This window comes from Blautia sp. DFI.9.10, from assembly GCF_024461705.1.
In the GTDB taxonomy this organism is placed as follows: Bacteria; Bacillota; Clostridia; order Lachnospirales; family Lachnospiraceae; genus Blautia_A; species Blautia_A fusiformis.
Genome location: NZ_JANGAA010000001.1, coordinates 99,806 through 126,381, shown reverse-complemented (window position 1 = coordinate 126,381; position 26,576 = coordinate 99,806). Strand labels below are relative to the sequence as shown.

20 protein-coding genes are annotated in these 26,576 nt (G+C 46.0%); 2 read left to right on the top strand and 18 right to left on the bottom strand.

Translation table 11 applies throughout. From position 1 onward, the window contains the following. The 6 genes from cobT to NE671_RS00500 all read right to left on the bottom strand — a co-directional run bounded on the left by cobT (position 1) and on the right by NE671_RS00500 (position 9,497). Positions 1 to 1,053, bottom strand: coding sequence for a nicotinate-nucleotide--dimethylbenzimidazole phosphoribosyltransferase (cobT, locus tag NE671_RS00525; protein WP_173746423.1), 1,053 nt, complete (start codon positions 1,051 to 1,053; stop codon positions 1 to 3). After that, entirely contained in the window at positions 1,053 to 1,481 is a 429-nt protein-coding gene (locus NE671_RS00520) for a GtrA family protein (RefSeq protein ID WP_114002571.1), read from the bottom strand. Before NE671_RS00520 ends, cobT begins: the two co-directional genes overlap by 1 nt. Next, a complete protein-coding gene (locus NE671_RS00515) occupies positions 1,462 to 2,409 on the bottom strand; it encodes a glycosyltransferase family 2 protein (protein WP_015524751.1) in 948 nt (315 codons plus the stop codon). The genes NE671_RS00520 and NE671_RS00515 overlap by 20 nt, the downstream gene beginning before the upstream one ends. Next, a complete protein-coding gene (locus NE671_RS00510) occupies positions 2,406 to 5,180 on the bottom strand; it encodes a YfhO family protein (RefSeq protein ID WP_021650415.1) in 2,775 nt (924 codons plus the stop codon). The genes NE671_RS00515 and NE671_RS00510 overlap by 4 nt, the downstream gene beginning before the upstream one ends. A gap of 113 nt (positions 5,181 to 5,293) precedes the next feature. Then, the gene (nifJ, locus tag NE671_RS00505) at positions 5,294 to 8,839 is read right to left on the bottom strand and encodes a pyruvate:ferredoxin (flavodoxin) oxidoreductase (protein ID WP_015524748.1); all 3,546 of its coding nucleotides are present in this window, start codon (positions 8,837 to 8,839) and stop codon (positions 5,294 to 5,296) included. A 244-nt stretch (positions 8,840 to 9,083) separates the two neighbouring features. Further along, a complete protein-coding gene (locus NE671_RS00500; RefSeq protein ID WP_015524747.1) occupies positions 9,084 to 9,497 on the bottom strand; it encodes an RrF2 family transcriptional regulator in 414 nt (137 codons plus the stop codon). A 341-nt stretch (positions 9,498 to 9,838) separates the two neighbouring features. Here NE671_RS00500 and NE671_RS00495 point away from each other — a divergent pair, with 341 nt between their 5' ends. Continuing rightward, on the top strand, positions 9,839 to 11,479 hold the full coding sequence (locus NE671_RS00495) for an ABC-F family ATP-binding cassette domain-containing protein (protein ID WP_021650411.1): 1,641 nt from the start codon (positions 9,839 to 9,841) through the stop codon (positions 11,477 to 11,479). 85 nt (positions 11,480 to 11,564) lie between these two features. On the opposite strand, the gene ybaK is transcribed toward NE671_RS00495, so the two are convergent. The 8 genes from ybaK to NE671_RS00455 all read right to left on the bottom strand — a co-directional run bounded on the left by ybaK (position 11,565) and on the right by NE671_RS00455 (position 20,902). Further along, positions 11,565 to 12,044: a Cys-tRNA(Pro) deacylase gene (gene ybaK, locus NE671_RS00490; RefSeq protein WP_129974947.1), complete on the bottom strand. Its 480-nt coding sequence runs from the start codon at positions 12,042 to 12,044 to the stop codon at positions 11,565 to 11,567. Between the two features lie 23 nt (positions 12,045 to 12,067). After that, the gene (locus tag NE671_RS00485) at positions 12,068 to 13,327 is read right to left on the bottom strand and encodes a DUF4203 domain-containing protein (RefSeq protein WP_059085598.1); all 1,260 of its coding nucleotides are present in this window, start codon (positions 13,325 to 13,327) and stop codon (positions 12,068 to 12,070) included. 49 nt (positions 13,328 to 13,376) lie between these two features. Next, the gene (locus NE671_RS00480; RefSeq protein WP_256163530.1) at positions 13,377 to 14,585 is read right to left on the bottom strand and encodes a transglutaminase domain-containing protein; all 1,209 of its coding nucleotides are present in this window, start codon (positions 14,583 to 14,585) and stop codon (positions 13,377 to 13,379) included. An 85-nt stretch (positions 14,586 to 14,670) separates the two neighbouring features. Beyond that, complete coding sequence (locus NE671_RS00475; RefSeq protein ID WP_256163529.1) at positions 14,671 to 16,665, bottom strand: NlpC/P60 family protein; 1,995 nt, start codon at positions 16,663 to 16,665, stop codon at positions 14,671 to 14,673. Positions 16,666 to 16,928: 263 nt separating this feature from the next. Further along, a complete protein-coding gene (locus NE671_RS00470) occupies positions 16,929 to 17,525 on the bottom strand; it encodes a zinc dependent phospholipase C family protein (protein WP_022426477.1) in 597 nt (198 codons plus the stop codon). A gap of 393 nt (positions 17,526 to 17,918) precedes the next feature. Continuing rightward, positions 17,919 to 18,341 (bottom strand): IS110 family transposase, encoded by a 423-nt coding sequence (locus NE671_RS00465; RefSeq protein ID WP_256163528.1) that lies wholly within the window; start codon positions 18,339 to 18,341, stop codon positions 17,919 to 17,921. A gap of 95 nt (positions 18,342 to 18,436) precedes the next feature. Then, a complete protein-coding gene (locus NE671_RS00460; protein ID WP_256163527.1) occupies positions 18,437 to 19,447 on the bottom strand; it encodes a uroporphyrinogen decarboxylase family protein in 1,011 nt (336 codons plus the stop codon). Between the two features lie 54 nt (positions 19,448 to 19,501). Beyond that, complete coding sequence (locus NE671_RS00455) at positions 19,502 to 20,902, bottom strand: MFS transporter (protein ID WP_022426479.1); 1,401 nt, start codon at positions 20,900 to 20,902, stop codon at positions 19,502 to 19,504. 261 nt (positions 20,903 to 21,163) lie between these two features. On the opposite strand from NE671_RS00455, the gene NE671_RS00450 reads away from it, so the two are divergent. Continuing rightward, positions 21,164 to 22,744 carry a PucR family transcriptional regulator gene (locus NE671_RS00450; protein WP_022426480.1) on the top strand — a complete coding sequence of 527 codons (1,581 nt, stop codon included), beginning with the start codon at positions 21,164 to 21,166 and terminating at the stop codon, positions 22,742 to 22,744. 21 nt (positions 22,745 to 22,765) lie between these two features. On the opposite strand, the gene NE671_RS00445 is transcribed toward NE671_RS00450, so the two are convergent. The 4 genes from NE671_RS00445 to NE671_RS00430 form a co-directional block, all read right to left on the bottom strand. After that, entirely contained in the window at positions 22,766 to 23,548 is a 783-nt protein-coding gene (locus tag NE671_RS00445; RefSeq protein ID WP_118752964.1) for an arylamine N-acetyltransferase family protein, read from the bottom strand. A 15-nt stretch (positions 23,549 to 23,563) separates the two neighbouring features. Beyond that, complete coding sequence (locus tag NE671_RS00440) at positions 23,564 to 24,103, bottom strand: DUF2284 domain-containing protein (RefSeq protein ID WP_049946982.1); 540 nt, start codon at positions 24,101 to 24,103, stop codon at positions 23,564 to 23,566. 16 nt (positions 24,104 to 24,119) lie between these two features. Beyond that, positions 24,120 to 25,820 (bottom strand): ASKHA domain-containing protein, encoded by a 1,701-nt coding sequence (locus tag NE671_RS00435; RefSeq protein ID WP_256163526.1) that lies wholly within the window; start codon positions 25,818 to 25,820, stop codon positions 24,120 to 24,122. A 91-nt stretch (positions 25,821 to 25,911) separates the two neighbouring features. Continuing rightward, entirely contained in the window at positions 25,912 to 26,544 is a 633-nt protein-coding gene (locus NE671_RS00430; protein ID WP_015524728.1) for a corrinoid protein, read from the bottom strand. Positions 26,545 to 26,576: the final 32 nt, after the last annotated feature.

Here is a 26,576-nt window from a genome sequence, read left to right as displayed (position 1 = left end):
TTATTTCAGCTCCTCGTACTGTTCTACATTGATATCACCAAAGGTACTCATGGAATTATATACTGCACAGGACAGATCCATCATCGGAAACAGTGCCACAGCTCCGGTTCCCTCGCCCAGGCACATGCCGGCGTGGATGATCGCTTCCTTGCCAAGCTCCTTCAGGAGCAGCTGTGCTGCAGGCTCTTTGGATACATGAGACGCAATGATATGATCACTTACCTGCGGGCAGATCTTTACTGCGATCAGTGCAGATACGCAGGAAATAAATCCGTCCATGACAACCGGCATTCCAAGTGCTGCTCCTCCAATGAATACTCCTGCCATTCCTGCAATATCCAGTCCCCCTACCTTTGCCAGGACGTCAATGGCATCTGAACGATCCGGATTATTCAGGGCGATCGCCTTTTTGATCGCATTGATCTTCCGGACAAGCCCTTCACTGGTCAATCCGGCACCACGTCCGGTCATATCTTCCACCGGTTTTCCGAGAAGCACAGCTGCTACCGCACTGCTGGTGGTGGTATTTCCGATGCCCATCTCGCCGGTTGCAAGAACCTGATAGCCTTTTTCCTTCAGCTCCTCTGCCATGGCAATTCCGGCTTCGATGCCACGGATTGCCTGACCTCTTGTCATTGCCGGCTCTCTGGTCATATTTCTGGTCCCATAGGCAACCTTAAGATCTGTACGGACCTTTGTATCTGTGACCATTCCCACATCTACAGGAAAAAGCTCTGCTCCACACTGACGGCACATCACACAGCAGGTAGTAGTCCCTTCCAGAAAATTCTCAGCCACAACAGCCGTCACTTCCTGTCCGGTCTGGGTCACACCCTCTTCTACAACTCCATTATCCGCGCACATGGCAACCACTGCTTTTTTCTCCACACGTACCTCCGGTGTACCTGTGATACCTGCGATCTGTGTCAGCATATTCTCCAGCTCTCCCAGAGAATGCAGGGGCTTTGCAATACTGTCCCATCTCTTTCTCGCCCCCTCCATAGCCTTTTCATCCAGAGGGCGGACTTTCTTCACTGCCTCATCCAAAGTCATCATTTGCTACCTCCAATCCTTTTACCTGTGGTAAAAATAATAAATTTACTAAAGATATAATTCAACGCCAGCACGATAAATTGTGTGCAGAATTTTGCAAACATATCCCGGAATCCCAGGATCTCCGCCAGAAACCATACGCCACCTACCTCAATGACCATGGTCACCAGACGGGCACTTATAAATTTCAGAAAGGGCCGTATATGATCCCTCCATGTTTCACAGCGGTCATGAAATACAAATCTGGAATTCACAACATAGGCAAACAGGATCGCCAGGATGATCGATATGATGTTGGCACTCATCAGCGGGATTCCCATTGCCCTCATGATATAAAAGCTTAACAGATTTACGAGAGTCGTACAACCACCCCAGAAAATATAACGGATCACATCATTTTCATAGAATTTAAGGATCCACTTTTTCATTGGTATCTCCTCCTCGTATGATCTTTGATACGATATATCTTGGACGACGTTTTACTTCCTCATAGATCCTGGCGATATAATATCCGATGATCCCAAGGCTCATCATCACAGCACTTCCGATAAAGAGCATCACGATCAGAAGTGTGGTATAGCCTTCCACCGCATGCCCGGAAAAATACCGGACCAGAGAATAGACCAGAAGGAGCAGGGAGCACCCAAAGCAACCCACAGCACCGGCTGTTACAAACTGCAGCGGAAGTGTTGTAAATGCCACGATATTCCGAAACGCATAGCTGATCAGCGTTCCTGCAGACCATTTGGATTCTCCGGCCTCACGCTCCTGCACCTCAAAAGGTACGGAGATGCTTTTGAAGCCTATCCAGGATGATGCCGCCCGGAAAAACATGCTGCGCTCAGGCATGGCGAGAACACTCTCCACCGCTTTCCTGTCCAGCAGCTTGAAGTCGGAAGCGTTTTCCATATCAAAGCCGGTGGCACGGGACATGATCCGATAGAAAAATCCGGCACTTTTTCTGTGAAAAAGAGTTTCTTTTCCCCGGTTTTTCTTGATGCCCTCCACAACCTCGTAGCCCTGCTTCCAGAGCCGGTACATTTCCAAGAGGATTTCCGGCGGATGCTGCAGGTCACAGTCCATCACTGCCACCGCATCTCCGCATGCCTGTGCAAGGCCGGCCACGATTGCTGCTTCTTTTCCGAAATTTCTGGAAAAATGCACACCTGTCACATTTTTATCTTCCCTGGATACTTTTTCTATGGCTGCCCAGGTCCCGTCAGAGGAACCGTCATCTACCAGGACCAGTTCATAACGGATCCCGGCCTGCCCCAGGAGCTCTCTGAGAGTCCGGCAGGTTTTCTCCACCATCGGTTCCTCGTTACAGGCAGGCAAAACTACCGATAATCGGCTCATTTCTCCTGTTTTCCCCTTTCTTTTTGTTTTCCCTGGCGCCGGTAAGATATTACGATCCCGGCAAACAGGATCAGGCCAAGCACCGTCAGTATCATTCCGGGCACAATATACGGTGTACAATATCTGAGTGCGATCGTATGCCTGCCTTTTTTTAATTCCAGTCCCATATACATACTGTTTGCCTGCACAAGTTCTGTTTTTTCTCCATCTACATAGGCGGTAAAGCCTGCGCTGTATGGAATGGAAAATACCAGGATCTTATCGGAAGTGGTTGTGATATCTCCACGAATGCAATTTGTCTCCGTTTTGATATTCTGAAGACTTTCTTTTCCAAGCTCCTCTGTCTGTTCTTCAACAGAAGCCATGGGCTGACATGCCACATACAGATCATCAAAGGTATATTCTCCCGGCATGGAGAATGTCAGTGTCATAGTTCCTGCAGAATAGTTTTTATATCCCATATTCAGAAGAAAATTATGTCTTCCGCTGTAGCCGTTGTATTTATCTGTAAAGATCCGGATAGTCTTGTCCACGGAGCCCAGCGAAACATCCACTGCTGATTCCTTGCTTTCTTTCCAGTAGCGCCAGTTATTGTCTTCATAACGCACGGTATTCTTCTCATATTCTGTCATGGAATCCCATTTTTTATCACTGACCACTGCACGTGGAGAATAGGCATTAAAATCCAGATTTTTTGCCACAAGATAAACCTCTGCCTCCGGCTCTCCCTGATATCCGATCTGTACGGTTGCTCCTTCTTTGGCCACAATGATCTTTCCGTCTTTGATCTTACAGCCTTTTCCTGCTTCCAGTGTAAAATCTGCTTTCTTATCGTCAAAGATGAGGTCTGTCTCAGAAAGACTGCTGTCCTCCAGAACTGCCCCCTGCAGGAGTGCCTGCTGCTTTTCGGTCACGGAAAGCTTTTCATACTTTTCTCTGGGGATCCAGGAATCATAGGTATAACCAAGAGGAAGGGAATCCTCGTCTTCGTAGATCCTGTATTTTTTTGTGACTGCTGCTTCACTGTCATAGCCGTATGGCAGATACCCATATCCGCTTTTTTTGATGGCAAAATATTTCACCGAGGCAAGACGATCTAGGATACTCCGTCCGTCTAGGCTGCTGTAATGATAATCCCAGGGGGTATTCAGATACATCTCATCAAAGAAACGGCTGATATTTCCATTGGCCACACTGAAATAATAGGAAGTACTGTTGGTTCCCATATACATGGCAGTGTTTACATAAGAGCCCGTTTTGTACTGGTCATATCTGGTAACCGCTGAATCGTCCATTGACCGGATCGCTTTGTCCGGTCCGGACTGAAGCTTCTCCAGCGCCTGATCCTTTTCCTCAAATTCTGACAGATAATCTTTTTCGTAAGAATACTGGTATGAAACATTCAGAAGGATGCTTGTCACAAGCACGGCCACGATCATTCCACAGAGATATTTTCCCTGTGTAAATACGTTTCCGTAGGAAACCACTGTAAACACAGCCAGGACCAGCATCATCAGTGCCATGATATTGCGTTCCGTACGAGCGGATTCTGAAAACAGTGCCAGCACGCCATATATCAGCAGCATCACAAATATCCGTCGTTTTTCCCTGATGCCCAGCGTAAACAGTTCCGGATATGCCTGTACCAAGATATATGCGATCAGCATTCCATACGCCCAGATCCATCGGTTGGACACGTATGAAAATCCATTCAGTACATGACCTGCAAAGGGGATCAGCAAAAACAGATTCAGAAGCACAAAGCCCAGCTTCAGTCCCGTATATTTTTTCTTTTTGGAAAAGATCACAAACACGCCTGCCATTGCAACTGCGGAATATCCAGCAACTCCCCACTGGATCATATTTTCGCCGATCAGGCAGCCGAGATATTTTTCGTAGTAAATGCGGTCATATAACAGCGGCACATAATTCTGCGCCTGAAAGCGCTCTGTTCCAAACAGAGTCATGACCACAGGTAAAAAGATCAGTGCAGCGATCATAAGTGCGACCAGATAAAAGCCAGCAAATTTCAGGAACCACTGAAATACATCTTTTACTGAACGCTTACGGAATATTCCAAAATACCGGAAAGCTGCATACAGCACCATAAAGATACTGATCATATAAAAGAAATAAAAATTAGACATTGCCGCTACAGCCGTCGCACAGATAAAAAGGTATGGCTTTTCTTTTTTGTAAATCTTTTCAATTCCCATAAGGACCAGCGGCAGATAGATCATGGGATTGGAAAAATATGGATGCTTCATGGACGCATAAATGGTCCATCCTGCAAAAATATAAACAAGGCTTCCAAGAAATGTAGCCTGTTTGGGATTCTTGCGGTAAAAGCAGTAAATGCTGAATGTGATACCCGCCAGATAAATGCGGAGAAAGATCAGAAGCTCATATAAGATCTCTGTGTCTTTTTCCGGTACAAAAACGGACAGTAAGGTCAGCGGATCACCGATCGCATAATAATGAAGTGTTGTAAGGATATCGGAACCGTATCCGATATGCATATCCCACATAGGAAGGGAAAGCTTATGCTCCGTCACCAGCGTCTGCAGAACATTCCGCAGATATTTTCCATAATAGGCCAATGCATTGATGTGCTGCGGAACACCGTCATGACTCCAGATCAGGGATTTTCCATTGAAATAAAAACAACTGTAAATAAACAGCGAGATCGCCGCAAAAACAATCGTATACAGAATATAAAAATCTGCTTTTTTCTCTTTCCGGGATTTCTCCTTCGAAAAAATTCTCTTCATGTATATCTCTCCTGTATATGAAAACAGGCCTGCGGTGCGCTAAACACCGCAGGCCTGTCACCTAATGCTTAATCAGCAAGCACACTGTATAAACAGTAACTATTGATCAATAATTAGTCTTCTTTCTTATCTGCTCCGTAAAGAGTGATAAGTTTCTGCAGATACTCATATCTAGCCTGAGCCTCAGACTCGTTCTTAGCAAACAGTCTTGCAGCTTTCTCAGGATTCTGACGCTGCAGAGAATTGTAACGAACCTCACCGTTCAGGAAGTCCATATAGTTCTCCATATCCGGTGTCTTGGAATCAAGACTGAACTTGTTCTCAGCAGCCGGGTTGAATCTGAAGTTGTGCCAGTATCCGCACTTAACTGCCAGCTCTTCCTCTGTCTGAGCTTTGCTCATACCTTTCTTGATACCATGGTTGATACATGGAGCGTAAGCGATGATCAGGGATGGTCCCGGATATGCCTCTGCCTCTGCGATTGCTTTTACAGTCTGGTTGAAGTCAGCACCCATGGAAATCTGTGCTACATATACATAGCCATAGCTCATTGCGATAGATGCCATATCTTTCTTCTTAGTCTCTTTTCCGCCTGCTGCGAACTGAGCGATCGCACCTGTCGGTGTAGATTTGGAAGACTGTCCGCCTGTGTTGGAGTAAACCTCTGTATCGAATACCATAACGTTGATGTCACGTCCGCTTGCAAGAACGTGGTCAACACCACCGAATCCGATATCGTAAGCCCATCCGTCACCACCGAAGATCCACTGGGATTTCTTGGAGAGGAAGTCTTTCTGTGCAAGGATCTCGTTAGCCTTGTCACATCCGCAAGCCTCAAGAGCTGCAACGAGTTTCTCTGTAGCTGCACCATTTGTTGCGCCTACAGCATAAGTATCCAGCCATTCCTGACCAGCTGCCTTAACATCCTCGTTTGTTCCGTTAGCTACAAGGTCTTCGATCTTCTCTTTCAGACCGCCACGGATCGCACGCTGTGCAAGAAGCATACCATAACCGAACTCTGCGTTATCCTCGAACAGAGAGTTTGACCATGCAGGTCCCTGTCCCTTAGCGTTTGTTGTGTATGGTGTAGATGGTGAAGAGTTACCCCAGATAGAGGAACATCCTGTAGCATTTGCAATGTACATTCTGTCACCAAAGAGCTGTGTGATCAGCTTAGCGTATGGTGTCTCACCACAACCTGCACAAGCGCCGGAGAACTCAAGGAGCGGCTGTTTGAACTGGCTGCCTTTTACAGTTGTCTCTTTATATTTAGCGATAACGTCTTCTTTCTGAGGAAGTGTTACACCGTAATCGAAGAATTTCTGCTCTTCTGTGTTAGCTTCAAGCGGAGCCATCTCAAGAGCTTTGTTGCCTTTCTTTCCTGGGCAGACATTTGCGCAGGAACCACATCCTGTACAGTCAAGAGCGGATACAGTCATTGTGAATGTATAGTCTTTCATTCCTGTAAGTGGAAGTGTCTTGATTCCCTCTGGAGCGTTAGCTGTCTCATCTGCTGTCATAGCAACCGGACGGATTGCAGCATGTGGGCAGACGTATGCACAGCGGTTACACTGGATACAGTTGTCCGGAACCCATACAGGAACGTTAACTGCGATACCACGTTTCTCATATGCAGCTGTTCCGGATGGTGTTGTACCATCTACATAATCCTTGAATGCAGATACTGGGAGGCTGTTACCTTCCTGAGCATTGATCTTGCACTGGATGTTGTTTACGAAGTCCTGAGCTTCCTGAGCACCGTGGGATGCGTGAGACATGAAGAGTCCCTCGTCCTCAGCGTTCTTCCAGCTCTCCGGAACCTGAACCTCTACGATCTGTTTAGCACCGGCATCGATAGCTGCCCAGTTCTTCTTAACAACGTCATCACCTTTACGTCCGTAAGTAGCTTTAGCAGCAGCTTTCATAAGCTCGATAGCCTGCTCCTCAGGAATGATTCCTGTAAGTTTGAAGAATGCGGACTGAAGGATTGTGTTGATACGTGTTGGTCCCATGCCAGTCTCAATACCAATCTTAACACCATCGATGGTGTAGAATTTGATATTGTGGTTAGCGATGAAAGCTTTAACCTGTCCTGGAAGATGTTTCTCAAGTCCTTCCATATCCCAAGCACAGTTCAGAAGGAATGTACCTCCGTCAACAAGCTCCTGTACCATGTTATATTTGTTAACATAGGACGGATTATGACATGCAACGAAGTTTGCCTTGTGGATCAGGTATGTGGATTTGATCGGTTTCTTACCGAAACGAAGGTGAGACATTGTAACACCGCCGGACTTCTTGGAATCATAATCGAAGTAAGCCTGAGCGTACATGTCTGTGTTATCACCGATGATCTTGATGGAGTTCTTGTTAGCACCTACAGTACCATCAGCTCCAAGTCCCCAGAACTTGCAGTTTGTTGTTCCCTCTGGTGTTGTAACAAGTGGTGCGCCTGTCTCAAGAGAAAGGTTTGTAACATCATCAACGATACCGATTGTGAATTTCTCTTTCTCAGTGTTCTCATATACTGCTACGATCTGTGCAGGTGTTGTATCTTTGGAACCAAGTCCGTAACGTCCTGTAAAGATCTTAACATCGCTGAACTTGCTGTCGCGAAGAGCTGCAACAACATCAAGATACAGAGGCTCGCCAAGAGCTCCTGGCTCTTTTGTTCTGTCAAGAACAGAGATCTGCTTAACTGTATCCGGGATTGCATCGATAAGAGCCTGTGCACAGAATGGTCTGTAAAGACGAACTTTAACAACACCGACTTTCTTGCCAGCTGCCATAAGGTAATCGATGGTCTCCTCGATGGTATCGTTTACGGAACCCATAGCTACGATGATGTGCTCAGCGTCAGCAGCTCCGTAGTAGTTGAACAGTTTGTAGTCTGTTCCGATCTTCTCGTTAACTTTGTCCATGTACTCCTGAACAACTGCCGGAAGAGCGTCATAATATGGATTACATGCCTCTCTTGCCTGGAAGAAGATATCCGGGTTCTGAGCGGAACCTCTCTGACATGGATGGTTCGGGTTCAGAGCACGGTTACGGAACTCTGCGATCGCGTCCATATCTGCCATATCTTTCAGATCTTCATAGTCCCATGTCTCGATCTTCTGGATCTCATGAGATGTACGGAATCCGTCGAAGAAGTTGATGAATGGAACTTTTCCTTTGATTGCTGCAAGATGAGCAACCGGTGTAAGGTCCATAACCTCCTGTACAGAAGACTCACAAAGCATTGCACATCCAGTCTGACGACAGGCCATAACGTCGGAATGGTCACCGAAAATACAAAGTGCGTGGGAAGCAAGTGCACGGGCAGATACGTTGATAACTCCCGGAAGCTGCTCACCAGCGATCTTGTAAAGGTTCGGGATCATAAGCAGAAGACCCTGGGAAGCTGTGTAGGTTGTAGTCAGGGCACCTGCTGCCAGAGAACCGTGAACGGCACCTGCTGCACCTGCCTCAGACTGCATCTCTGTAACCTGTACTTCCTGTCCAAAGATGTTCTTTCTTCCCTGAGTTGCCCACTCGTCTGTAGCCTCAGCCATTACAGATGAAGGGGTAATCGGGTAAATAGCAGCTACATCAGAAAAAGCGTATGATGCATGAGCGGCTGCATGGTTACCATCCATGGTTTTCATCTTTCTTGCCATTGTTTTTTCCTCCTTAAAGGTTTGTTAAAAAATATATTATTTAGGCTTATGAAGGCCTAAAATTCCATTGGTTATTATATCATAGATTCCCAGTTATGTCCATTTTCTTTCATTGTTTTTTGTATATTATCCTGTACAAACGCCGTTATCTTTTTCACAAATAAAAAAGAGCTGTTCGGAATTTTCCCTCTCCAAACTGCTCTCCTTATCATCTCATACGCTTATCCCAACTCACATCCGGGAATCACTTCTCCTCTTTTCCGAAAAGATCCTTCATGGATTTCCGACGGAGCATTGTCCACAGCTGATCCTGGATCTCCTGAAGCTCATCATGTGCATGGCAGGGAACTCCGTCCTGTCCGTTCCTTGGACACTGATATGTGCCGTTCAGGCACTCAATGATGGACATATCCGGATCGATCGCACTGTATATCTCATATAATGACAGTTCTTCCGGATCTCTCTTCAGCGCGTAACCGCCATGAACTCCGCGGTATCCTTCCACGAGCCCTGCATTCTGAAGCTTCTTCAGTATCTTGTATGCAAAGGGTGCTGTGATCGATTCCCTCTCACAGATCTCGCTGACGCTCAAACGCGGCTCCCACATCAATGCGCGGATAACCCGCATCGCATAATCGCTTTCTCTGGTGATAAACATTTTTAACCTCTCTTCTGTTCAACTAAGCTGCTGATTTATGATAGTTTCCGCATTCCATCCGATCTGCCACGTTCCTGGGTGTTTCTGATGTGCCAGAGAGCCGGATATCCATATTCCCGGAATACTTCATTACCACATACGACAGTATAACCCATTTTTTTATATAATAAAAGGTTATTATTTTCCTGTGATTCATAGTAATCCCCTGTTTTTCCTTTATTTAGCCGAAAAAAGGAAAATACAGCTTGCAAATTTTTCAGTTTACGGTACAATAGGAAACGATTGTAATGCTTTCGTATGTAATTGAAACGATATTTATTTAATGAAAAAAGAGGTATGATATGATTTCAGCAAATAACATCACACTGCGCGTTGGAAAAAAAGCGCTGTTTGAAGACGTTAACATCAAATTTACAGAGGGTAACTGTTATGGATTGATCGGCGCCAACGGCGCAGGAAAATCTACATTCCTCAAAATCCTTTCCGGTCAGCTCGAGCCTACCAAGGGCGACATTGTGATCACCCCCGGTCAGAGACTTTCTTTCCTGCAGCAGGATCACTTCAAATATGATGCTTATCCGGTTCTGGATACTGTCATCATGGGTAATGAAAGACTCTATCAGATCATGAAAGAGAAAGAAGCCATTTACGCAAAGGAAGATTTCACAGACGAAGATGGCATCCGTGCCAGTGAGCTTGAGGGTGAGTTTGCAGAAATGAACGGATGGGAAGCAGAGTCCGATGCTGCTACTCTTCTCAACGGTCTCGGAGTCGACACCGAGTTCCACTATACACAGATGGCAGACCTTACCGGTAGTATGAAGGTCAAGGTTCTTCTTGCACAGGCTCTTTTCGGAAATCCTGATATCCTTCTTCTTGATGAGCCGACCAACCACCTGGATCTTCCTGCTATCGAATGGCTGGAGGAGTTCCTGATCAATTTTGACAATACAGTTATCGTAGTATCCCATGACCGTTATTTCCTGAACAAGGTCTGCACACATACTGCTGATATCGATTATGGCAAGATCCAGCTTTATGCCGGAAACTACGACTTCTGGTTTGAATCCAGCCAGCTTCTGATCAAGCAGATGAAAGAGGCCAACAAAAAGAAAGAGGAGAAGATCAAAGAGCTCCAGGAGTTCATCTCCCGTTTCAGCGCCAATGCTTCCAAATCCAAGCAGGCGACTTCCAGAAAGCGTGCCCTGGAAAAGATCCAGCTGGATGACATGCGTCCTTCCAGCCGTAAATATCCATACATCGACTTCCGCCCGAACCGTGAGATCGGAAACGAGGTCCTCATGGTGGAAAATCTGTCCAAGACCATTGATGGAGTAAAGGTTCTGGACAACATTTCCTTCACTCTTGGTCGTGAAGATAAGGTTGCCTTTGTGGGCGCCAACGAGCAGGCCATCACAACCTTCTTCAAGATCCTTACAGGTGAAATGGAGCCGGATGAAGGAAATTACAAATGGGGCGTTACCACTTCCCAGGCATATTTTCCGAAGGATAACACACAGGAATTCGATAACGACCTTACTATCACCGACTGGCTGACACAGTACTCCGAGATCAAGGACGCAACCTACGTCCGTGGATTCCTTGGCCGTATGCTTTTCCCTGGTGAGGATGGTGTAAAACGTGTCCGTGTTCTTTCCGGTGGTGAAAAGGTTCGCTGTCTTCTTTCCAAGATGATGATCTCAGGTGCCAATATCCTGATCCTGGATGAGCCAACCAACCATCTGGATATGGAGTCTATCACAGCACTGAACAACGGACTGATCAAATTCCCGGGAGTGATCCTTTTCACTTCACACGATCACCAGTTTGTACAGACAACTGCAAACCGCATCATGGAGATCCTTCCTAACGGCAAGCTGGTAGACAAGATCACCACTTACGACGAGTATCTTGCCAGCGACGAAATGGCCAAGAAGCGTCACGTATTCCAGGTTAACGAAGAGGACGCACAGGATAACTAAATCCCATGCTTCTGTAACAAAAAATCTCCCCTGCTTCCGCCTTTACAGGCAGTCAGGGGAGTTTTTTTATCTGTTTTATATGCGCTTACTCCATGGTGATCGGAGCAAGCTTGCCCTGTGTTACATCCAGAAGATCTTTAAGCGGTACCTTCAGGGTAAGGCCTACTCTTCCACCACTTACATAGATCTCATCAAAGTTTTCGGCAGACTGGTCAAACACCACCGGATAATTTTTTTTCATTCCAAGAGGGCTGCAGCCTCCGCGGATATAGCCCGTGATCTTTGTAAGATCCTTTACATGGATCATATCTACTGTTTTTTCGCCTACAGACTTTGCGGCTGCCTTACGGTCCACCTCTTTCTCGATCGGAACTACAAACACATAGTAGCCGCCGCTTTTCCCTTCCATGACCAGGGTCTTAAAGGACTGATCATGAGGGGCTCCTGTAATGTCTGCACAGTGGATCCCATCTATGAACTCTCCACAGTCATATGTGAGTGCTTCATATTTTACTTTTTTTCGATCCAGCATTCTCATCGCGTTTGTTTTGGCTTCTTTTCCCATTTCTGTCACTCCTCGGATTTTTCTCAGTTGTCTTTCCACTCATCAAGCTCATCCAGATCCTCATCATTCATCAGATCCGGGTCATTCCTGTAATTTCCATATTCTTCCTGCTCATCAAAATCCGCCATATTTTCAATATCCATCCGGCGTCTTTTCTGCTGCAGTTTTTCAAAATCTTCATAGCTGTCCCTGTTTTCCGACTCATCAAAACGATCATAGTCTTCATGATCCTCCGGATCTGCATAGCGGGATCTGCTTCCCGTTCCTGCATTCCTTCGTTCCCTGGTGCTGCTGCTCTGGCTGTATCTGCGGCCTCTTCTGTCATCCGAAGCATAATTTCTGTCGGAGGTTCTGTTTCTGCCGGAGGTTCCGGAAGTGCTTCTTCTTTCAGTGGAACTGCCTTTGCTGTTTCTTTCGCTTCCGGATCTTTTTCGGCTGTCTGCATAATTTCTTTCTCGTCTGTCAGAGTTGCGTCCTTCTCTGTCAGATGGTCTGCGGGAACGTCTTTCACCCCGGCTTTCCCGGTCATCGTTTGCCCGGTTTTCGTATGTATATCTGTGATCGTCCCTGTTACGGTCAGAGGTGTATTCACGACTGTTTCCTCTACGGTCCCTTCCTGCCGGCTTCCTGGTCTCCTCCGGCAGAGTTCCATCGTCGTCATCCTCTTCTTCGTCATCTTCCTCATCGTATCGGTCTTTGTTGATGGCGAACTGGATCAGCATACCAAGAATCGCAATTCCCGCTGCCATACCGACACCATATGGAAACTGCGCCAGCCCTGCGATCTTTGCAATGGATAATCCTGCCAGAACACCACCCAGTATACTGGTTCCGACAATGATCACTCCTTTCGCATAACGCATAGCAAGTACTCCCAGTCCCACGCCGATAAGGATGCACAGGAAAAAAGAAAAAGAACTGGTCGGATGGACCAGATAGATACTCAATGTTATTCCGATACCAAATCCCAGTACAAAGATTCCTGCCCTGTAGATCAGAAACGAAACAACAGCCAGTACGATCCCCAGTCCCGCCATGGCACCTGCGATCACCATTTTATCCTGAACACCGGACATATAGGTTACACCAAAGCCGGCGCCTGCTCCGATGATAAATCCAAAGATCATCATCCAGAACCGGAGGATACGATATCCCAGGATACAGTTCAAAAGCCCGAAAACGCAGAGCACTCCATATACGATCACCATCAGCTGGCTGATCTGTTCCATACCTCCTGCTCTCTGCAGTATGTCAAATCCTCTTGACAACATATCCATATTCATAACTTACTCCTCTCTTTCCAAAACCTCCGGAAATCTTCCCGAAGATGTTTCAGAAAATAAAATATATGGTATAAAAATTATCCATCACTCCATAATGATACTCCACCTGACCAAGTCCGTGAAGTTTCATATAATACTGTGCCACATTCTGTACCACACCATCATCCAGCAGTTCCTGACAGGCTTCGGAAAAAGCCTCCTGACTGCCAAACTTGAAACGCACTACAGCCGCACCATTATCCAGTCTCATCTTACAATAATCATATATGTCCTGCCAGCTGTAATCTTCAAAGTACCCCTGGTTCAGCACATAAAAATCCAGATCCTTCGCAGTACATGCCGGAACTGTCAGTTCTTCCGATGGTGTATAGGTTTTTTCATATTCTTCCGGGAAAGGGCAGAGATAATCGTAAATGATCGTCTTATGTTCTTCCAGCTGTGCGGCATCTCCATTTAAAAAATCCGGCTGATCCCCATTGGTAGCATCTACATAATAATACTCCTGGCCTATTTTTACAATATCCCATGCATGACCCTCTGTACTTCCTTTTGTGCTTCCGTCCACATAAATACAGGGAATATCCAGCCTTTCCAGAAGATACTGGACAGCTCCTGCATATCCGGCACAGACTGCGGATTTTTTCCAGAAAACACCTGCTATGCTCTGATCATCCTCCCCGGTCTGATACTGGGTATGGTCAATAACATACGTATAAACAATGCGTACCTTCTCGTAGTCACTGGCATCCTCCGGGATCAGGGCTCTGACCTCCTGAAAGCTCTGCTCCATCGCCGTCTGTATCTCATCGATCTCGCCGTCTGTATAAGTATAGCCCGGAGTAAAAACGCAGTAATCACTGTCTGAATACGTAGTTTTGTAGATTTTTTCACGATTGTGGACCCAGAATATCTCCGGGTGGTCTTTCAATACTGCATGATAGCTTCTGTCAATACTGTCATCATCGGAGATTGTCAGATAAAACTCCTTTTCCCGGGCACGGATTCCTTTCAGCAGCTCCCGATATACTCTCTGCTCTTCTTCCGTAAGCTGTTTGAAATAATATTCCTGATGTCCTTCTTCACTCTGGGCAACCTCCATCTGACGCAGTTCCTCTACTTCCTTTGGTTCCCCTGAAATAATGCTCTTTGCTATGGATTGGATCTGATCCAGTGCCCCTGCCGAAGCGCTAAAGGGCTGAAGGATCACTGCGGCTGTAAGCACTGCGGCTGCCATGGGGCAGAAATTTCTTTTTTTCATAATATCATGTCCTATGTCTGAAGCAGCGATTGTAAGAAAAGGCAGCCTCCCGTGGGAGACTGCCCTTATCTTCAATCGCTGTCCCTTAGTTTTCCATTTCCAGTGTTTCTACATCATCATCAAATGTATCCACTGCATCGTCCATGGTCTCCTGATCCAGAGTCAGCGTCTCAACTTCATCTTCTTCCTCATCCTCCTGCAAAGCCTTATTCTTAAAATCTGCAAGAAGGTCACTGGAAACAGTATCACCGGATGCCAGTGCATCCTTCAGTGCATCAGATCTAACCACATCCGTGAGGAGCTTTTCTGCACTCTCTTCTGTCAGAACATCATTCTCTGTAGCTGTGGTCTTATTTTCCTCCGCTGTTGTATCCTGATAGAAGGATGGCTTTCTGATATAACGGAAGCTTGCACTGTATGCCTCACCAACCGTTACACCATTCTTGCTTGAGGAACAATGTACTGCAATCCAGTCGCCGGAATCCGTCTTTCCGCACAGGATACCAACGTGGTTGTTGCTTCCTGCTTCCGGTCCTCTCTGGAATACCAGATCTCCTGGCTGTGCATCTGCTTCGCTGACAACACCGGCCTTCTCCCATTGGTCAGAGGTTCCATCTCCAACTGCTGCCTGCATTCCCTGATCCTTATATCCATTGATCACTGCCCAGGTAACAAAGCCGCTGCAGTCCAGACCATATGCACGGAGCGTACCGGAGCTTCTGCTGCCGTCTGCAGATACCTTCTCAACGGAGCCCCAGCTTGGATCTTCTCCGATCACCGTAGATTTACCGCCCCAGAAATATCCGACCTTACCAACCAGTGAATACGCTGCGGTGATAACATCTACACGATCCTCAGAAACATTGTCTCCCACGCTTTCACGGACAAAGCCCTTGGATGCGGTAACTACCGCACAGAGAAGCTTACAGTCTGTTTCCACATATTTCTTAAGGACGCTTCTGTCTTCCTTTGCAATATTGTTCTTCTTGATGTAGTAGTTGATCTTGCGATTTCCGTAGGATATCTTGGTAATATCCTGCTTGTCCCTGACGATGGGGTTCATCTCCGCAAAAATCCTTGCCAGATCATCCTTGCAGGATGCATCCAATGTAAATGACGTTGCTCCTGCTTTGCTCTTTTCGTAAATATAAACAGCAAGGATATCCTGCCAGTTTCTTACCAGAAGTGTATTCTCCGTATCGGTAAGCTTGTTCTTCTCTTTATATTCTCTTTCGATCTCTTCCATGACAGAAGCAAAATCATCAGAGAAGGACAGATGATAATTGCTCTTAAGACTATCCAGATAAAAATCCTTGCCCGCATGGAGATTGGATACCATATTTGTCACATAAACAGGATCTCCGATCTGTGTTGCTGTGGCGTTATTTCCATCTGTGATCTCTGTATTCTTGTTATCTTCCGTGCTGCTATCATCTTTTTTGTTGTCTTTTTTGTTATCACTGTCGTTCTTGTCGACAGCTGCAAGCTTGGCTTCTGCCTCAGTCAGGATCTTATAATTCGTAACCTTGGCCTTTTCTGTATTAGACAGTGCCTCATAAGCTGCACGTACGCTATCTATCTCCGCTTTATCTGCTGCTGTGATCGTTCTGCCTGCCAGTGCTTTGATCTTCCGGATCACCGCCTGTACCTTTGCAGAGTCATCCCTGGCCGGTCTTGCCGTCGGTGCAGGTGTTGCGGTTGGCTCCGGCGTTGCCGTTGGTGCAGGTGTCGCTGTCGGTTCCGGTGTTGCCGTTGGTGCAGGTGTCGCTGTCGGCGCAGGTGTTGCAGTTGGCTCCGGTGTTTCCGTCGGCGCAGGTGCCGGTGTATCTGTTGGCTCCGGCGCTGTAGTTGGTTCCGGTTCCGGTGCAGCAGTTATTTCCGGTTCCGGTGCAGCTGTCGGCACCGGTTCTGCCGGAACTTCTGGTTCCGGTTCACTTACCTCGCTCCCGTCTCCTGAAACACCTTCCTCAGCAACAACATTATCTGCTTCCTCGGCGGCTTTTACTCCGGTTGGAATTGCCAGTACCATAGCTGATAACATCGTGATGCAAAAAAACTTATTCAGGTACTTGTTCTTCATATTTATTAAGATGCTCCCTTCTTTCCTTGAACATCCCTTTACTTCCCCTATAATAAAGGTCTGCCTTAAACCGTTTGATAACTTAAAGTTTAATTCAATTTATTTTAGCATACGAAAATCGTGAAATCAACTGTTCTGGTAGGATATCTCCTTCAATTCATCTATTTTTCACTTTTTATTCACATTTTTGTAAGATTTTTTAGAGTTTACCATAACGTAAAAAAGCCACAGTGCTCTCACACACTGCGGCTTTTTATATACTGTCAGACAGTCACTGCCGGCTGTCCGCCCATATGAAACTGTTTTCTGACACAGAGCTGAAAAATCCCCTGTACAACCTGATAGCACACCCGAAGGATAAAACGGATGTCATCGGCAATGCACCGCGGGCTTTCCAGATAATATGCATGACGCTCACGGATATATTCCACAAGTTCCTCAAAGCTTTCAAACTGCTTCGCTTCTTCCAGCTGGCTGTCTGCTGCGCCGCTGAGGATACATTCTCTCAGGCGGTTCTTCAGCTCAGCTTCATAAGAATTATGTGCTGCAAGATTTCCTTTGTATGTTTTGTTATGAGGAAAAGTAAAATAATCAGCCATATAATGCATGACCTCACCGAATCTTCTCCAGTATACTCTGGCATTCTCTTCCTCCGGGTTCTTCTCGACAAGCGCCCTCATCTTATTCTGGAGGTGATCGAATGTTCCGAAAAACTCATGTCTGGTGGTGAGAAACGATGGTTTCAGATCAGGCATGATATTGCCCAGGCAAAACGCTTTTCTGTGCTGCTGGAGACTGTACACCTCAGACATCTGGTCAGCCAGGTATCTGCCTAACAGTATATGTGATTTTTTACGCAATTTTTTCCCTCTTCCTTCTTTCCTGATCCAGATCCTGACCGGCCAACAGTAATTTGGTTCCGCCCGGTCCTCTTCTGGGATCCATAAATCATCCGTTTACCGGAACCAACTTTACTATAGCACTGTTTTTTCAAATAATCAAATAAAGATTATGTAAATTTTAATCCAGATCAAAAAGCTGCCGCTGCTTCAGATCAATAGATGCCCAGACGGTACTTGTCTTCGGTTCTCCGTAAAGATAAACCGTGCTGGAAACCTGAGCAGCATATATAATTCACTTTTTGTTCCAATCCCTCCGTCAAGTCCAACACTGTTGTGCGCAGCTTCAACCAGGGTCTTTGCCCTATCTTCAGTAACTCCTCTGCCACGCATCTTTTTATCATGCCAGATCTTTCAGATCCCATTTGCTCCAAGCGCAATCACATCTTTTGGCAATGGTGCTTTTTCAAGCACTGCCAGGCCGCTTATTGCATCAAATCGTGTATATAATCCCAGATATTCCGAGAAATGTATTGCAAGCCATCTCTGAATCCTGTTTGCAGATATGTTGTGCTGCTTCATGATCCCGTCACGGCTGTATACCAGGTCTCTTATCAGAACTGCAATCTTTTTATTCTCAGTCTTAAGTGTCTCTGCCCAAAGGCTGAAAGAATTGAACCCTTCCAGATCGTTATGAAAAGAAAAAATACGTTTTGTAAGTTCGCGTCCTCTGTTATCAAAAGCTCTTGCATAATGTATCTGGCTTCCGATATCAACTCCGACAACCATTGTTGAATCTGTTACTTGCTCAATCTTTTCATTCTGTGTATAATTCATTTGGAACCTCCAGTGCTTGATTGTTTTGTTTACATCCGCCAAGATGCAACTCAATCATACCTTGAGGTTCTTTTTTATTCAATTGGCGCTTTTAATTAATTACAGGAATGCTCCTTATTATATTTTTCAATCTCGTCATCAATAATTGAATCTACATGAGGGAACAGACAACCGGGACCTCCATAGGTAATACATGGAATGAAATGTCCGTGTGGTGCATACTCCTCACATGCTCTTCTGACCTCCTTACGGATCTCTTCTTCTGTGGAATCCACACGGTCTACGATCGAAGCATCGATTCCGCCCATAAGTGTCATTCTTCCGTTCAGCTGTTTCTGGAGCTTCGGAATATCATTCTGCGGAAGTGTTCCCTGCCAGATGTCAATCCCAAGATCAACCATATCCTCTATGATCGGTTCCATGAAGGAATCTGCGTGATGCATGACGATCACTCCATGGTCTTTCATATATTTATAGGATCTTTCATACTGTGGTTTGATAAATTCTCTCCATGTGTCCGGACTGATGAACAGGAACTGCTTGGAACCCCAGTCATCGTGGGAAAGGATGATATCCGGGTGGAGATTATCAACGATCAGCTTTGTAAGCTGAAAACGGTACTCCCCAATGGCATTGCAGAGATCCATCATATCCTCCGGCTCAAGAAGGAAGTTCACCAGCATATCCTCAAATCCCATCAGGAAGTGAAGCCTCTCAAAAACACCTGTAGGCATAAATGCCATGAAAAGGCTTCCTGAATCCTTTATCTCCTGTGCCTTCTGTTTAAATGGTTCCCATAAAGCCGGATCCGAGCACTGACCGACAATATCCGGGATCACCAGCTGCTCTTTCCATTCTGTGATATCATCAATGACCTTGTTGTCCTCTGTTACATGTGGCATTGCAGCCAGCTGTTCCTGGGGCCAGAGGATCTCAGTCCCGAAAAGATCCTTCATAGGCTCCATACCACGGTGACGGTTTCCACGCACATAATTATTTGCCGGGTTCGGCGGGTAAAAGGTCGCACCCTCATACTGTCTCAGAAGTCGTTCCGGCCTGCCGTCCTTTTTTATCGTTTCAAGTAAAATCTCCGATGCTTTCAACATAATGCTTCCTCCTTTATTATCCTGTGATCTTTCAAAATACCCGATCACTTATCTTTATGATCTTGCGTCAATCTCAGCCTGATACTGAAGAACCTTTTCCTTTGTGATCTTAAATCCAAACACCAGAAGCAGAAGACCTGCCAGACAGAAAATAGCTGGAACAAGTGCAAAGGAAATCGTCATTCCCTGACGGGCCGTTCCCTCAAGAACAACTCCGGATTTCCAGCCTACCGCCACAAGACAGGCGCTGAGGATCGTTCCTCTTAAGAATACGGCAATCTTCAGCGGAAGATTCTGTAATCCCATGATCCATCCGGATGCATCTTTTCCGCTCTTCCATGTTGCATACACTACAGTGTCCGCATAAAGTGCAGGTGAAGCTGCAAAAGCCATACCATAGAAGAACTGGGCAAGTGTCATAAGGGCGATCACTGTCATTGCATTTCCATAGAAAATATATACAAGGAACAGTGATACTGCCATTCCTGCATAAGCAATGATCATAGTTGTACGGGACGATATTGCTTTTGCAATGTATCTCATGGAAAAAGCTCCGATGATGGCACCGATGGCAACACAGAGAAGATAAGTGGTCATCAGTCCCGGATTTCCCATTGCATCCCTGAAATAGTAAATAGCAGATGCTGCTGTTACAAATTTCACACACCATTTTGCAAGGTCTGCCAGCATCAGGACCATAAGAGGCGGATTCTGAAACAGGGAAGCAAACATCTCTCTGATCGTGATCTTTGTTTTGTCATTTTTCTTTCCTGCTGTTTCTGTTTCAATCTCTTCATAGCCTTCCGTCATCTTGAAATGGGCAAAATAGGTTACGACCATCAGAATACCCAGGCAGAAAGCTGCTGCTGCAAATTTATTTTTCTCACCGACATATCCGGCAAGAAGTGTTGCAAATGGAAGACCCATATAGGAAAACAATAGACCGCCTATGTTATTCCAGGTTGCCCTGGAGGATGCAAGCGTTGCTTTGTCTTCCGGTGTTTTGCCAACAATACTGATCAGGGTTGCATTGGCAACATAGCTGAAATTCCATGCCACATGAGATGCGATGGATGCGGCAATGATCACCACTGCCGAAAGCCATTCATTATCACTGACACGTATGAACATGAATGCGTACAGAAACGGCACCATCCACGGAACCATGATCAGCCAGGAACGATAACGCCCCCATTTCTTTGCTTTTGTGCCATTGATGATTCCTCCGTAAAGCCAGGACAGACATGCATCAACAATGGTAAATACGGAATTGATCACACCAGCTACACCAGCTGCAAAGCCTGCCAGATCCGTCAGAAATGTCATAAAGTAAAATGTCTCGATATTACTCATAAGAACAAATCCGGCATCACCAACACCAAAGAAATATTTCAGGGCATTTGTAAGACCCTTTTTCTGTTTCGGATCTTGTTTCGGTATTTCATTTTTACTCATTTTCTTTCCCCCTTCGCTGTTTTTTGTGGGGCCGGCCATTTCCACAACTTCACGTTACCTTTGATGGTTATAGTATAGTTGTTTTTTTCTTGTTCGTAAATCCGCACACTTCTTCATTCTTTCTCCAATGCTTCATACTTTTTGTACAGTTATTATTGTAAATATGCACAAATAATTTCCCCTCCGTTTTCTTTTTATTTTCCGTCTAATATGTTATAATTTCCTATAAATACAAGGCTTTTATGAATTGGAGGAAATATTTTGAATAAAAGAGAGCATTTTGTGAATAGCCCGCATACAGGCTTCCATCTTAATCTCCAGATCATTGCTGACGATTTTGCGGAGAAAAAAGAGGATGTTTCCATCCTCTGCCGTGAAGACCCCCTGACGCTGGATGGTCTTCGCATATATCAGGCAGGAGCCCTGCTGAAGCCATGCTACCTTTATCTTGTCTTCGGCAATTCTCTTTCCGAAAGCTTCCTGCGATACCAGAACATCGCATTTGTAGTGGTGGGCTCCGGTGATCTTTCCTGCTTTTCCGAAAGCTGCAGGATCCTTCACATTAAGGGAACCCTTTCTTTTTCTGAGGTCTTCAACCAAATACAGCAGACCTTTGACAGATATTCTGACTGGGACAGTAAACTCCAGCTTGCACTTGGAAGTATCGATCCGCTGAATGAGATGCTGGAAGCCAGTCTGGATATATTTCATAATCCGGTTTTTGCCCACGACACCAACTTTTATATCCTTTCTTCTCCCCGGCACGTAACCGGTATGTCCGAATGGGTCCATGACCAGCGTACAGGAAGACTCATCGCACCTTTAAGCCTGATTCAGGATTTCAAGCTTGACGCCGAATACCAGCGCACACTTATCACCCACGGCGCCAATATTTATTCCGAAGAGCTCCGCGGTTACCGTATCCTCTACATGAATCTCTGGGTCAGCGGCAATTATCAGGGCCGGCTTTGTGTGGATGAGCTCCAGACGGAGATACAGCCCGGACATTTTTCTGCTCTTGAGTATCTTGGCTCCTTTATCGAGCTGTGCATTCGTCGGCACAATCTGTTCCAAATTTCAATGGGAAATGACTCCCGGCAGTTTTTCACGGAGTATCTTTCCGGAAAGCTCACAGAACTACAAGCAGTTACCGATCAGATCCAGTATCTGAACTGGAATCGCCATGACCGGTATCTTGTACTTCGTCTGGAAACCCAGCAGCAGGATGACCGTATGCACTCTTCCATCGCCACACTGGGACACATTGAAGCCCAGATCCCGGAAGGTCTGGCTTTTACCTATCAGCAGGGAATCGTTGTGATCGTTAATCTGTCCTTTAAGCACTCTGTATCTTCCGATGTTATCAGTTCACTTGCGATCATCCTGCGCGAAGGGCTTTTTAAAATGGGAGTAAGCTCTGAATTTCGTGATTTTCTCCTGATCCCTCAGGGCTATATTCAGGCTGTTTCCGCCTTGCGCCTGGGCAAAAAAAGTCAGAGCATGGCCTGGTGCTATCATTTTGATGCTTATCTTCTGGAATATATGCTTTCCCAGATCAGCCATCAGATCAGTCCCGAGCTTCTGGTCTCTTCACGGCTGGATGCACTGCAGAATTATGACCGAAAAAACAATACTGAGCTGTATCACACACTCAAGGTCTATCTGGAGCATGAACGCAATTCTCTTCAGACAGCCCGTGAGCTTTTTATACATAGAAGCTCCCTGACCTACCGTCTGGAGCGCATCCAGAAGCTCACAAAGGTTGATCTGGATAATCCGAAAGACCGGCTTCTTCTGCAGCTCTGCTTTCTTCTGCAGGAAAAGGACCAGACTGTCACCTGACAACCTGGTCCTTTTTTCTGTTTATATCTGTAAAAACTCCAATCCGAAATAATGTTCCATCCATAGCCTGATGGTTTCTTCCGAATCACTTATTTTCGTTTCAATGGATCCATCTTCCTTCTGGATCGTAAGAACATCCCCAGTCAGCGCAACACTTCCTTCCGGTCTGCAGATGCTCACCACTCTTTTTCTGGTAAATAATACATCTGGAGATTTTGCACAATAGAAATTCAGCAGTTCAAAATCTGCTTCTACTGTAGGAGTCTGTGAAAATCTGAGTATTGGCAGATATTTTTCTTCTTTCCTTCGTTCAACAAGTATCTCTCCGTTTGTATTTCCCGGCTTCATGTTAACACGGTACCATCCGTTTTTTTCTCTGTGGATACCATCCTTCATAAGAACCGGCTTCTTGGGACCGGGACCTCCGTATCCTACATCACAGTAATAGCTTCCTTCCTCAAAAATAACAAGGGTTGCCCGGTGCAGGACCGGCGGAAGCTCTTCCCGGTTCCACAATATCCTTACCGCCACAGGGATCACACGGAAATCCAAAGCTTTCAGAAGCTCATAAAACAATTTATTCAGCTCAAAGCAATATCCGCCTCGTTTTCTGACAATGATCTTCTCATAAATATCTTCCGACCTCAGAGAAGGAATCCTTCCCTCGTCAAAAACTTCCAGATTTTCAAAGGGAATACTGCAAAGATGAAGGTCCATTATCTTTTCCAGACATTTTTTATCTGTTCTTAATTCACCCTCATATCCGATCCTGTTCAGATATGCCTCCCGTTCTCTGTCATTCATTTTTTCACTCCTGTTCTATTCAAGAAGATAACAGCTGGTATAGGCGATCGTACAGGGACCATAATAGTATTCCAGACCATTTGCCTGGCATACCTGTGTTACCAGCATTCCATAGGCTTCCATCGAAGAAAATGCCTGTTCGGGGAAACGGCATGGAGCATCCGGATATGTACACGTTTTACATTTTGTACAGCACCCGGCCCCTATGGGGAGCATGCCCGGCCATCTTTCTCTGAGCATTTTTTCAAATTCATAAAAATTCTGTTTATGAACCGCTTCGGTCTCCATCATCGTCTCTCCGTCCAAAGGATCCTCCAGTTTCCCCACTGTCTGGACAATAATGCCTTCCCTGTACTTTTCTATCTTTTTTCTGCATACTTCAAGATCTCCGCATCCGGGAGGACAGCTCCAGCGTTTTGCATACATATGGCAGGTATTATTTTTGCACATTTCCCTTACCTCCGGCATAAGCTGGATCGAATCGCTCTTCAGAAGTGCTACATGAGAAAATCCTGCCTTTTTTCCCATCTCTTCCAGTTCTTTTATATTAAGCATATCCATTCTCCTCGCATTACGGAAAGCATAAGCCATCCACAAAACAGTCCTGGAACTCCGGCGAAGCTGCCAGCTCCACAAAATCCATATTTTTGACAGTCCGATCCATTTCTTTTCTTTCCTCTTCATTCAGAAGCGCGATCCTTGCACCTTCGCCTGCCGCATTTCCCACCGGCTGTATCCTGGGCAGCAGTCCGGCCGGGAACATCCCGATCGCTGCCGCACTTTCCGGATTCATGTAATTGCCGAATGCACCGGCAAGATAGACCCGTTTAATATCCTTTTCTGTGATCTCCAGTCTTTTCATAAGAAGAAAGATTCCCGCTGCGATAGCCGCTTTTGCCAGCTGTACCTCTCCGATATCCTTCTGTGTCAGATAAACGCCCCTGTCATTTCCCGACTTTTCCGGAGGTACCAGCACAAACACTCCCGCCTTTTCCTGGCCGCTTTCCAGATGACCACTTTCATCAATAAAGCCAGCCAGGTACAGCTGTGCCACAAGATCGATCAGACCTGAACCGCATAAGCCTGCCGGAGCCTTATTTCCTATAGTCGTGTATTCCCATTTTCCATTTTTGTATACTACATGATCTACTGCTCCTGCTCCTCCACGCATCCCGCACTCGATCTTTGCACCTTCAAATGCCGGACCGGCAGCTGTTGAACAACAGGCTAATCTCGTTTTATTTCCAAGGACCATCTCCCCGTTCGTTCCAATATCGATCATAAGGCTGATCTCGTTCTGCTGATCCTGTCTGAGCGCCAAAATGCAGCCACAGGTATCTGCCCCTACATACCCGGCTATATCAGGCAGCATAAGCAGCTGCCCCTTTCTGTGGATATGGAGCCCATATTGCTCTGCATTCAGTGTAAGCCCCTGACTGATCGCCGGATTATACGGTGCATGGACCAGCGATGCCGGAGAAATCCCAAGAAAAAGATGATGCATGCAGGTATTTCCTACCACAGATACCTGACAGATATCTAATGTGCTTCTTCCTGCTTCCTCTGCCAGTTCCTGGAGCATTTCATCAACCGCATTCCGTATGCAGCCGGTCAGCTGCTCTACGCCATGCTCCAGAGCATGATCCGCCCGCATGATCACATCTGCGCCATACTGAGTCTGTGGGTTCATTCTGCTCTTGAGAGCCAGCTGCTTCCCGGTCAATGCATCCATAAGATAGCCGACCACCGTCGTTGTACCTATATCAAAAGCCGCAAAACAGATTTTTTTCTCTTCTCTGCTGATATCCAGGATCTTATTTCCTGCACAGATCACATACCATTCTTCTGCTTCTTTTCTGCAGCCATAAAGCTTCGATGCAATTTCAGTATCAGGCAGAACAGGTCTTTCCACATCCAGCTGTTCTGTCAGCCGCTCCCATTCAGAGCGGTTGTCTCCTGTCTCCGGTTTCTTAAGAATCACTTTTTTCTGTTTCAGATCAGGCCTGAACGCAACCGGTCTCTGCATTCCTTCTGTAAGGATCTCCTCTTCCTGGCATCCGGACAATGTATCTACTTCAAGGTCACTGTGGATTTCCGTCTGACATGCAAGCACCATGTGATCTTCTATTTTAACACGACATTTCCCGCACTTTCCCCGGCCTCCGCAGGGTGCATCAGGAACCAGCTTTGCTTTTCTTTCCGCCTCAAGGATCCTGGTACCCGGTTCCACCAGGATCTCCTTTTCCTCCCTGATAAATTTTATTCGGTACATTTTCATCCCTCCGATGGTCACTGTAAAGCAAAAGCCGCTCTGCCGTCTATGCCATGCACAGACAATACAGAGCGGCCCGTTTTATTTTCCCTTATGCTGCCAAAGCTTTTGCAAGAACTGCTGCGCTTGCTGCATCTTCTGAATATCCATCTGCGCCGATCTCATCTGCAAATTCCTTCGTGATCGGTGCTCCTCCAACCATGATCTTAACATTGCTTCTGAAATCTTCCGCATTAAGTGCTGCAACTGTATCCTTCAGAGCCGGCATTGTAGTTGTGAGCAGCGCTGAAAGTGCAATTACCTTAACATCCGGATTTTCTTTGTAACATTCAATAACCTTCGATGCAGGTACATCAACACCGAGATCAATAACTTCAAAGCCGGCACTTTCGATCATCATAGCAACAAGATTCTTTCCGATATCATGAAGATCTCCTGCTACAGTAGCGATGATAAGTTTTCCCATACTTCCTGTAGCGCCGGATGCAAGATGCGGTTTCAGAACCTCAACACCCTTTTTCATTGCACGGGCTGCTACCAGCATTTCCGGAACAAAGATTTCTCCGTTCTTAAATCTTTCACCTACAACAGCCATTGCATCGATCATGCTGTTAAGAATCTCTGTTGCCTCACAGCCTTCATCAAGAGCTGACTGTACAGCTGCACCTACAAGTTTTGCTTTTCCTTTTTCTACCAATTCTGCTACTTCTGTGATTTTTGACATAATCAAACACCTCCGCTTTTTATTTTTTATCC

What these genes read in the sequence shown, in the direction of transcription:
- NE671_RS00435 (WP_256163526.1), bottom strand. Translation starts at nt 25,820, where the DNA reads ATGTACCGAATAAAATTTATCAGGGAGGAAAAGGAGATCCTGGTGGAA.
- cobT (WP_173746423.1), bottom strand. Translation starts at nt 1,053, where the DNA reads ATGACTTTGGATGAGGCAGTGAAGAAAGTCCGCCCTCTGGATGAAAAG.
- NE671_RS00480 (WP_256163530.1), bottom strand. Translation starts at nt 14,585, where the DNA reads ATGAAAAAAAGAAATTTCTGCCCCATGGCAGCCGCAGTGCTTACAGCC.
- NE671_RS00440 (WP_049946982.1), bottom strand. Translation starts at nt 24,103, where the DNA reads ATGCTTAATATAAAAGAACTGGAAGAGATGGGAAAAAAGGCAGGATTT.
- NE671_RS00515 (WP_015524751.1), bottom strand. Translation starts at nt 2,409, where the DNA reads ATGAGCCGATTATCGGTAGTTTTGCCTGCCTGTAACGAGGAACCGATG.
- NE671_RS00430 (WP_015524728.1), bottom strand. Translation starts at nt 26,544, where the DNA reads ATGTCAAAAATCACAGAAGTAGCAGAATTGGTAGAAAAAGGAAAAGCA.
- NE671_RS00520 (WP_114002571.1), bottom strand. Translation starts at nt 1,481, where the DNA reads ATGAAAAAGTGGATCCTTAAATTCTATGAAAATGATGTGATCCGTTAT.
- NE671_RS00500 (WP_015524747.1), bottom strand. Translation starts at nt 9,497, where the DNA reads ATGTTTATCACCAGAGAAAGCGATTATGCGATGCGGGTTATCCGCGCA.
- NE671_RS00465 (WP_256163528.1), bottom strand. Translation starts at nt 18,341, where the DNA reads ATGAATTATACACAGAATGAAAAGATTGAGCAAGTAACAGATTCAACA.
- NE671_RS00460 (WP_256163527.1), bottom strand. Translation starts at nt 19,447, where the DNA reads ATGTTGAAAGCATCGGAGATTTTACTTGAAACGATAAAAAAGGACGGC.
- NE671_RS00475 (WP_256163529.1), bottom strand. Translation starts at nt 16,665, where the DNA reads ATGAAGAACAAGTACCTGAATAAGTTTTTTTGCATCACGATGTTATCA.
- NE671_RS00510 (WP_021650415.1), bottom strand. Translation starts at nt 5,180, where the DNA reads ATGAAGAGAATTTTTTCGAAGGAGAAATCCCGGAAAGAGAAAAAAGCA.
- NE671_RS00455 (WP_022426479.1), bottom strand. Translation starts at nt 20,902, where the DNA reads ATGAGTAAAAATGAAATACCGAAACAAGATCCGAAACAGAAAAAGGGT.
- ybaK (WP_129974947.1), bottom strand. Translation starts at nt 12,044, where the DNA reads ATGGGAAAAGAAGCCAAAACAAACGCGATGAGAATGCTGGATCGAAAA.
- NE671_RS00495 (WP_021650411.1), top strand. Translation starts at nt 9,839, where the DNA reads ATGATTTCAGCAAATAACATCACACTGCGCGTTGGAAAAAAAGCGCTG.
- NE671_RS00485 (WP_059085598.1), bottom strand. Translation starts at nt 13,327, where the DNA reads ATGAATATGGATATGTTGTCAAGAGGATTTGACATACTGCAGAGAGCA.
- nifJ (WP_015524748.1), bottom strand. Translation starts at nt 8,839, where the DNA reads ATGGCAAGAAAGATGAAAACCATGGATGGTAACCATGCAGCCGCTCAT.
- NE671_RS00445 (WP_118752964.1), bottom strand. Translation starts at nt 23,548, where the DNA reads ATGAATGACAGAGAACGGGAGGCATATCTGAACAGGATCGGATATGAG.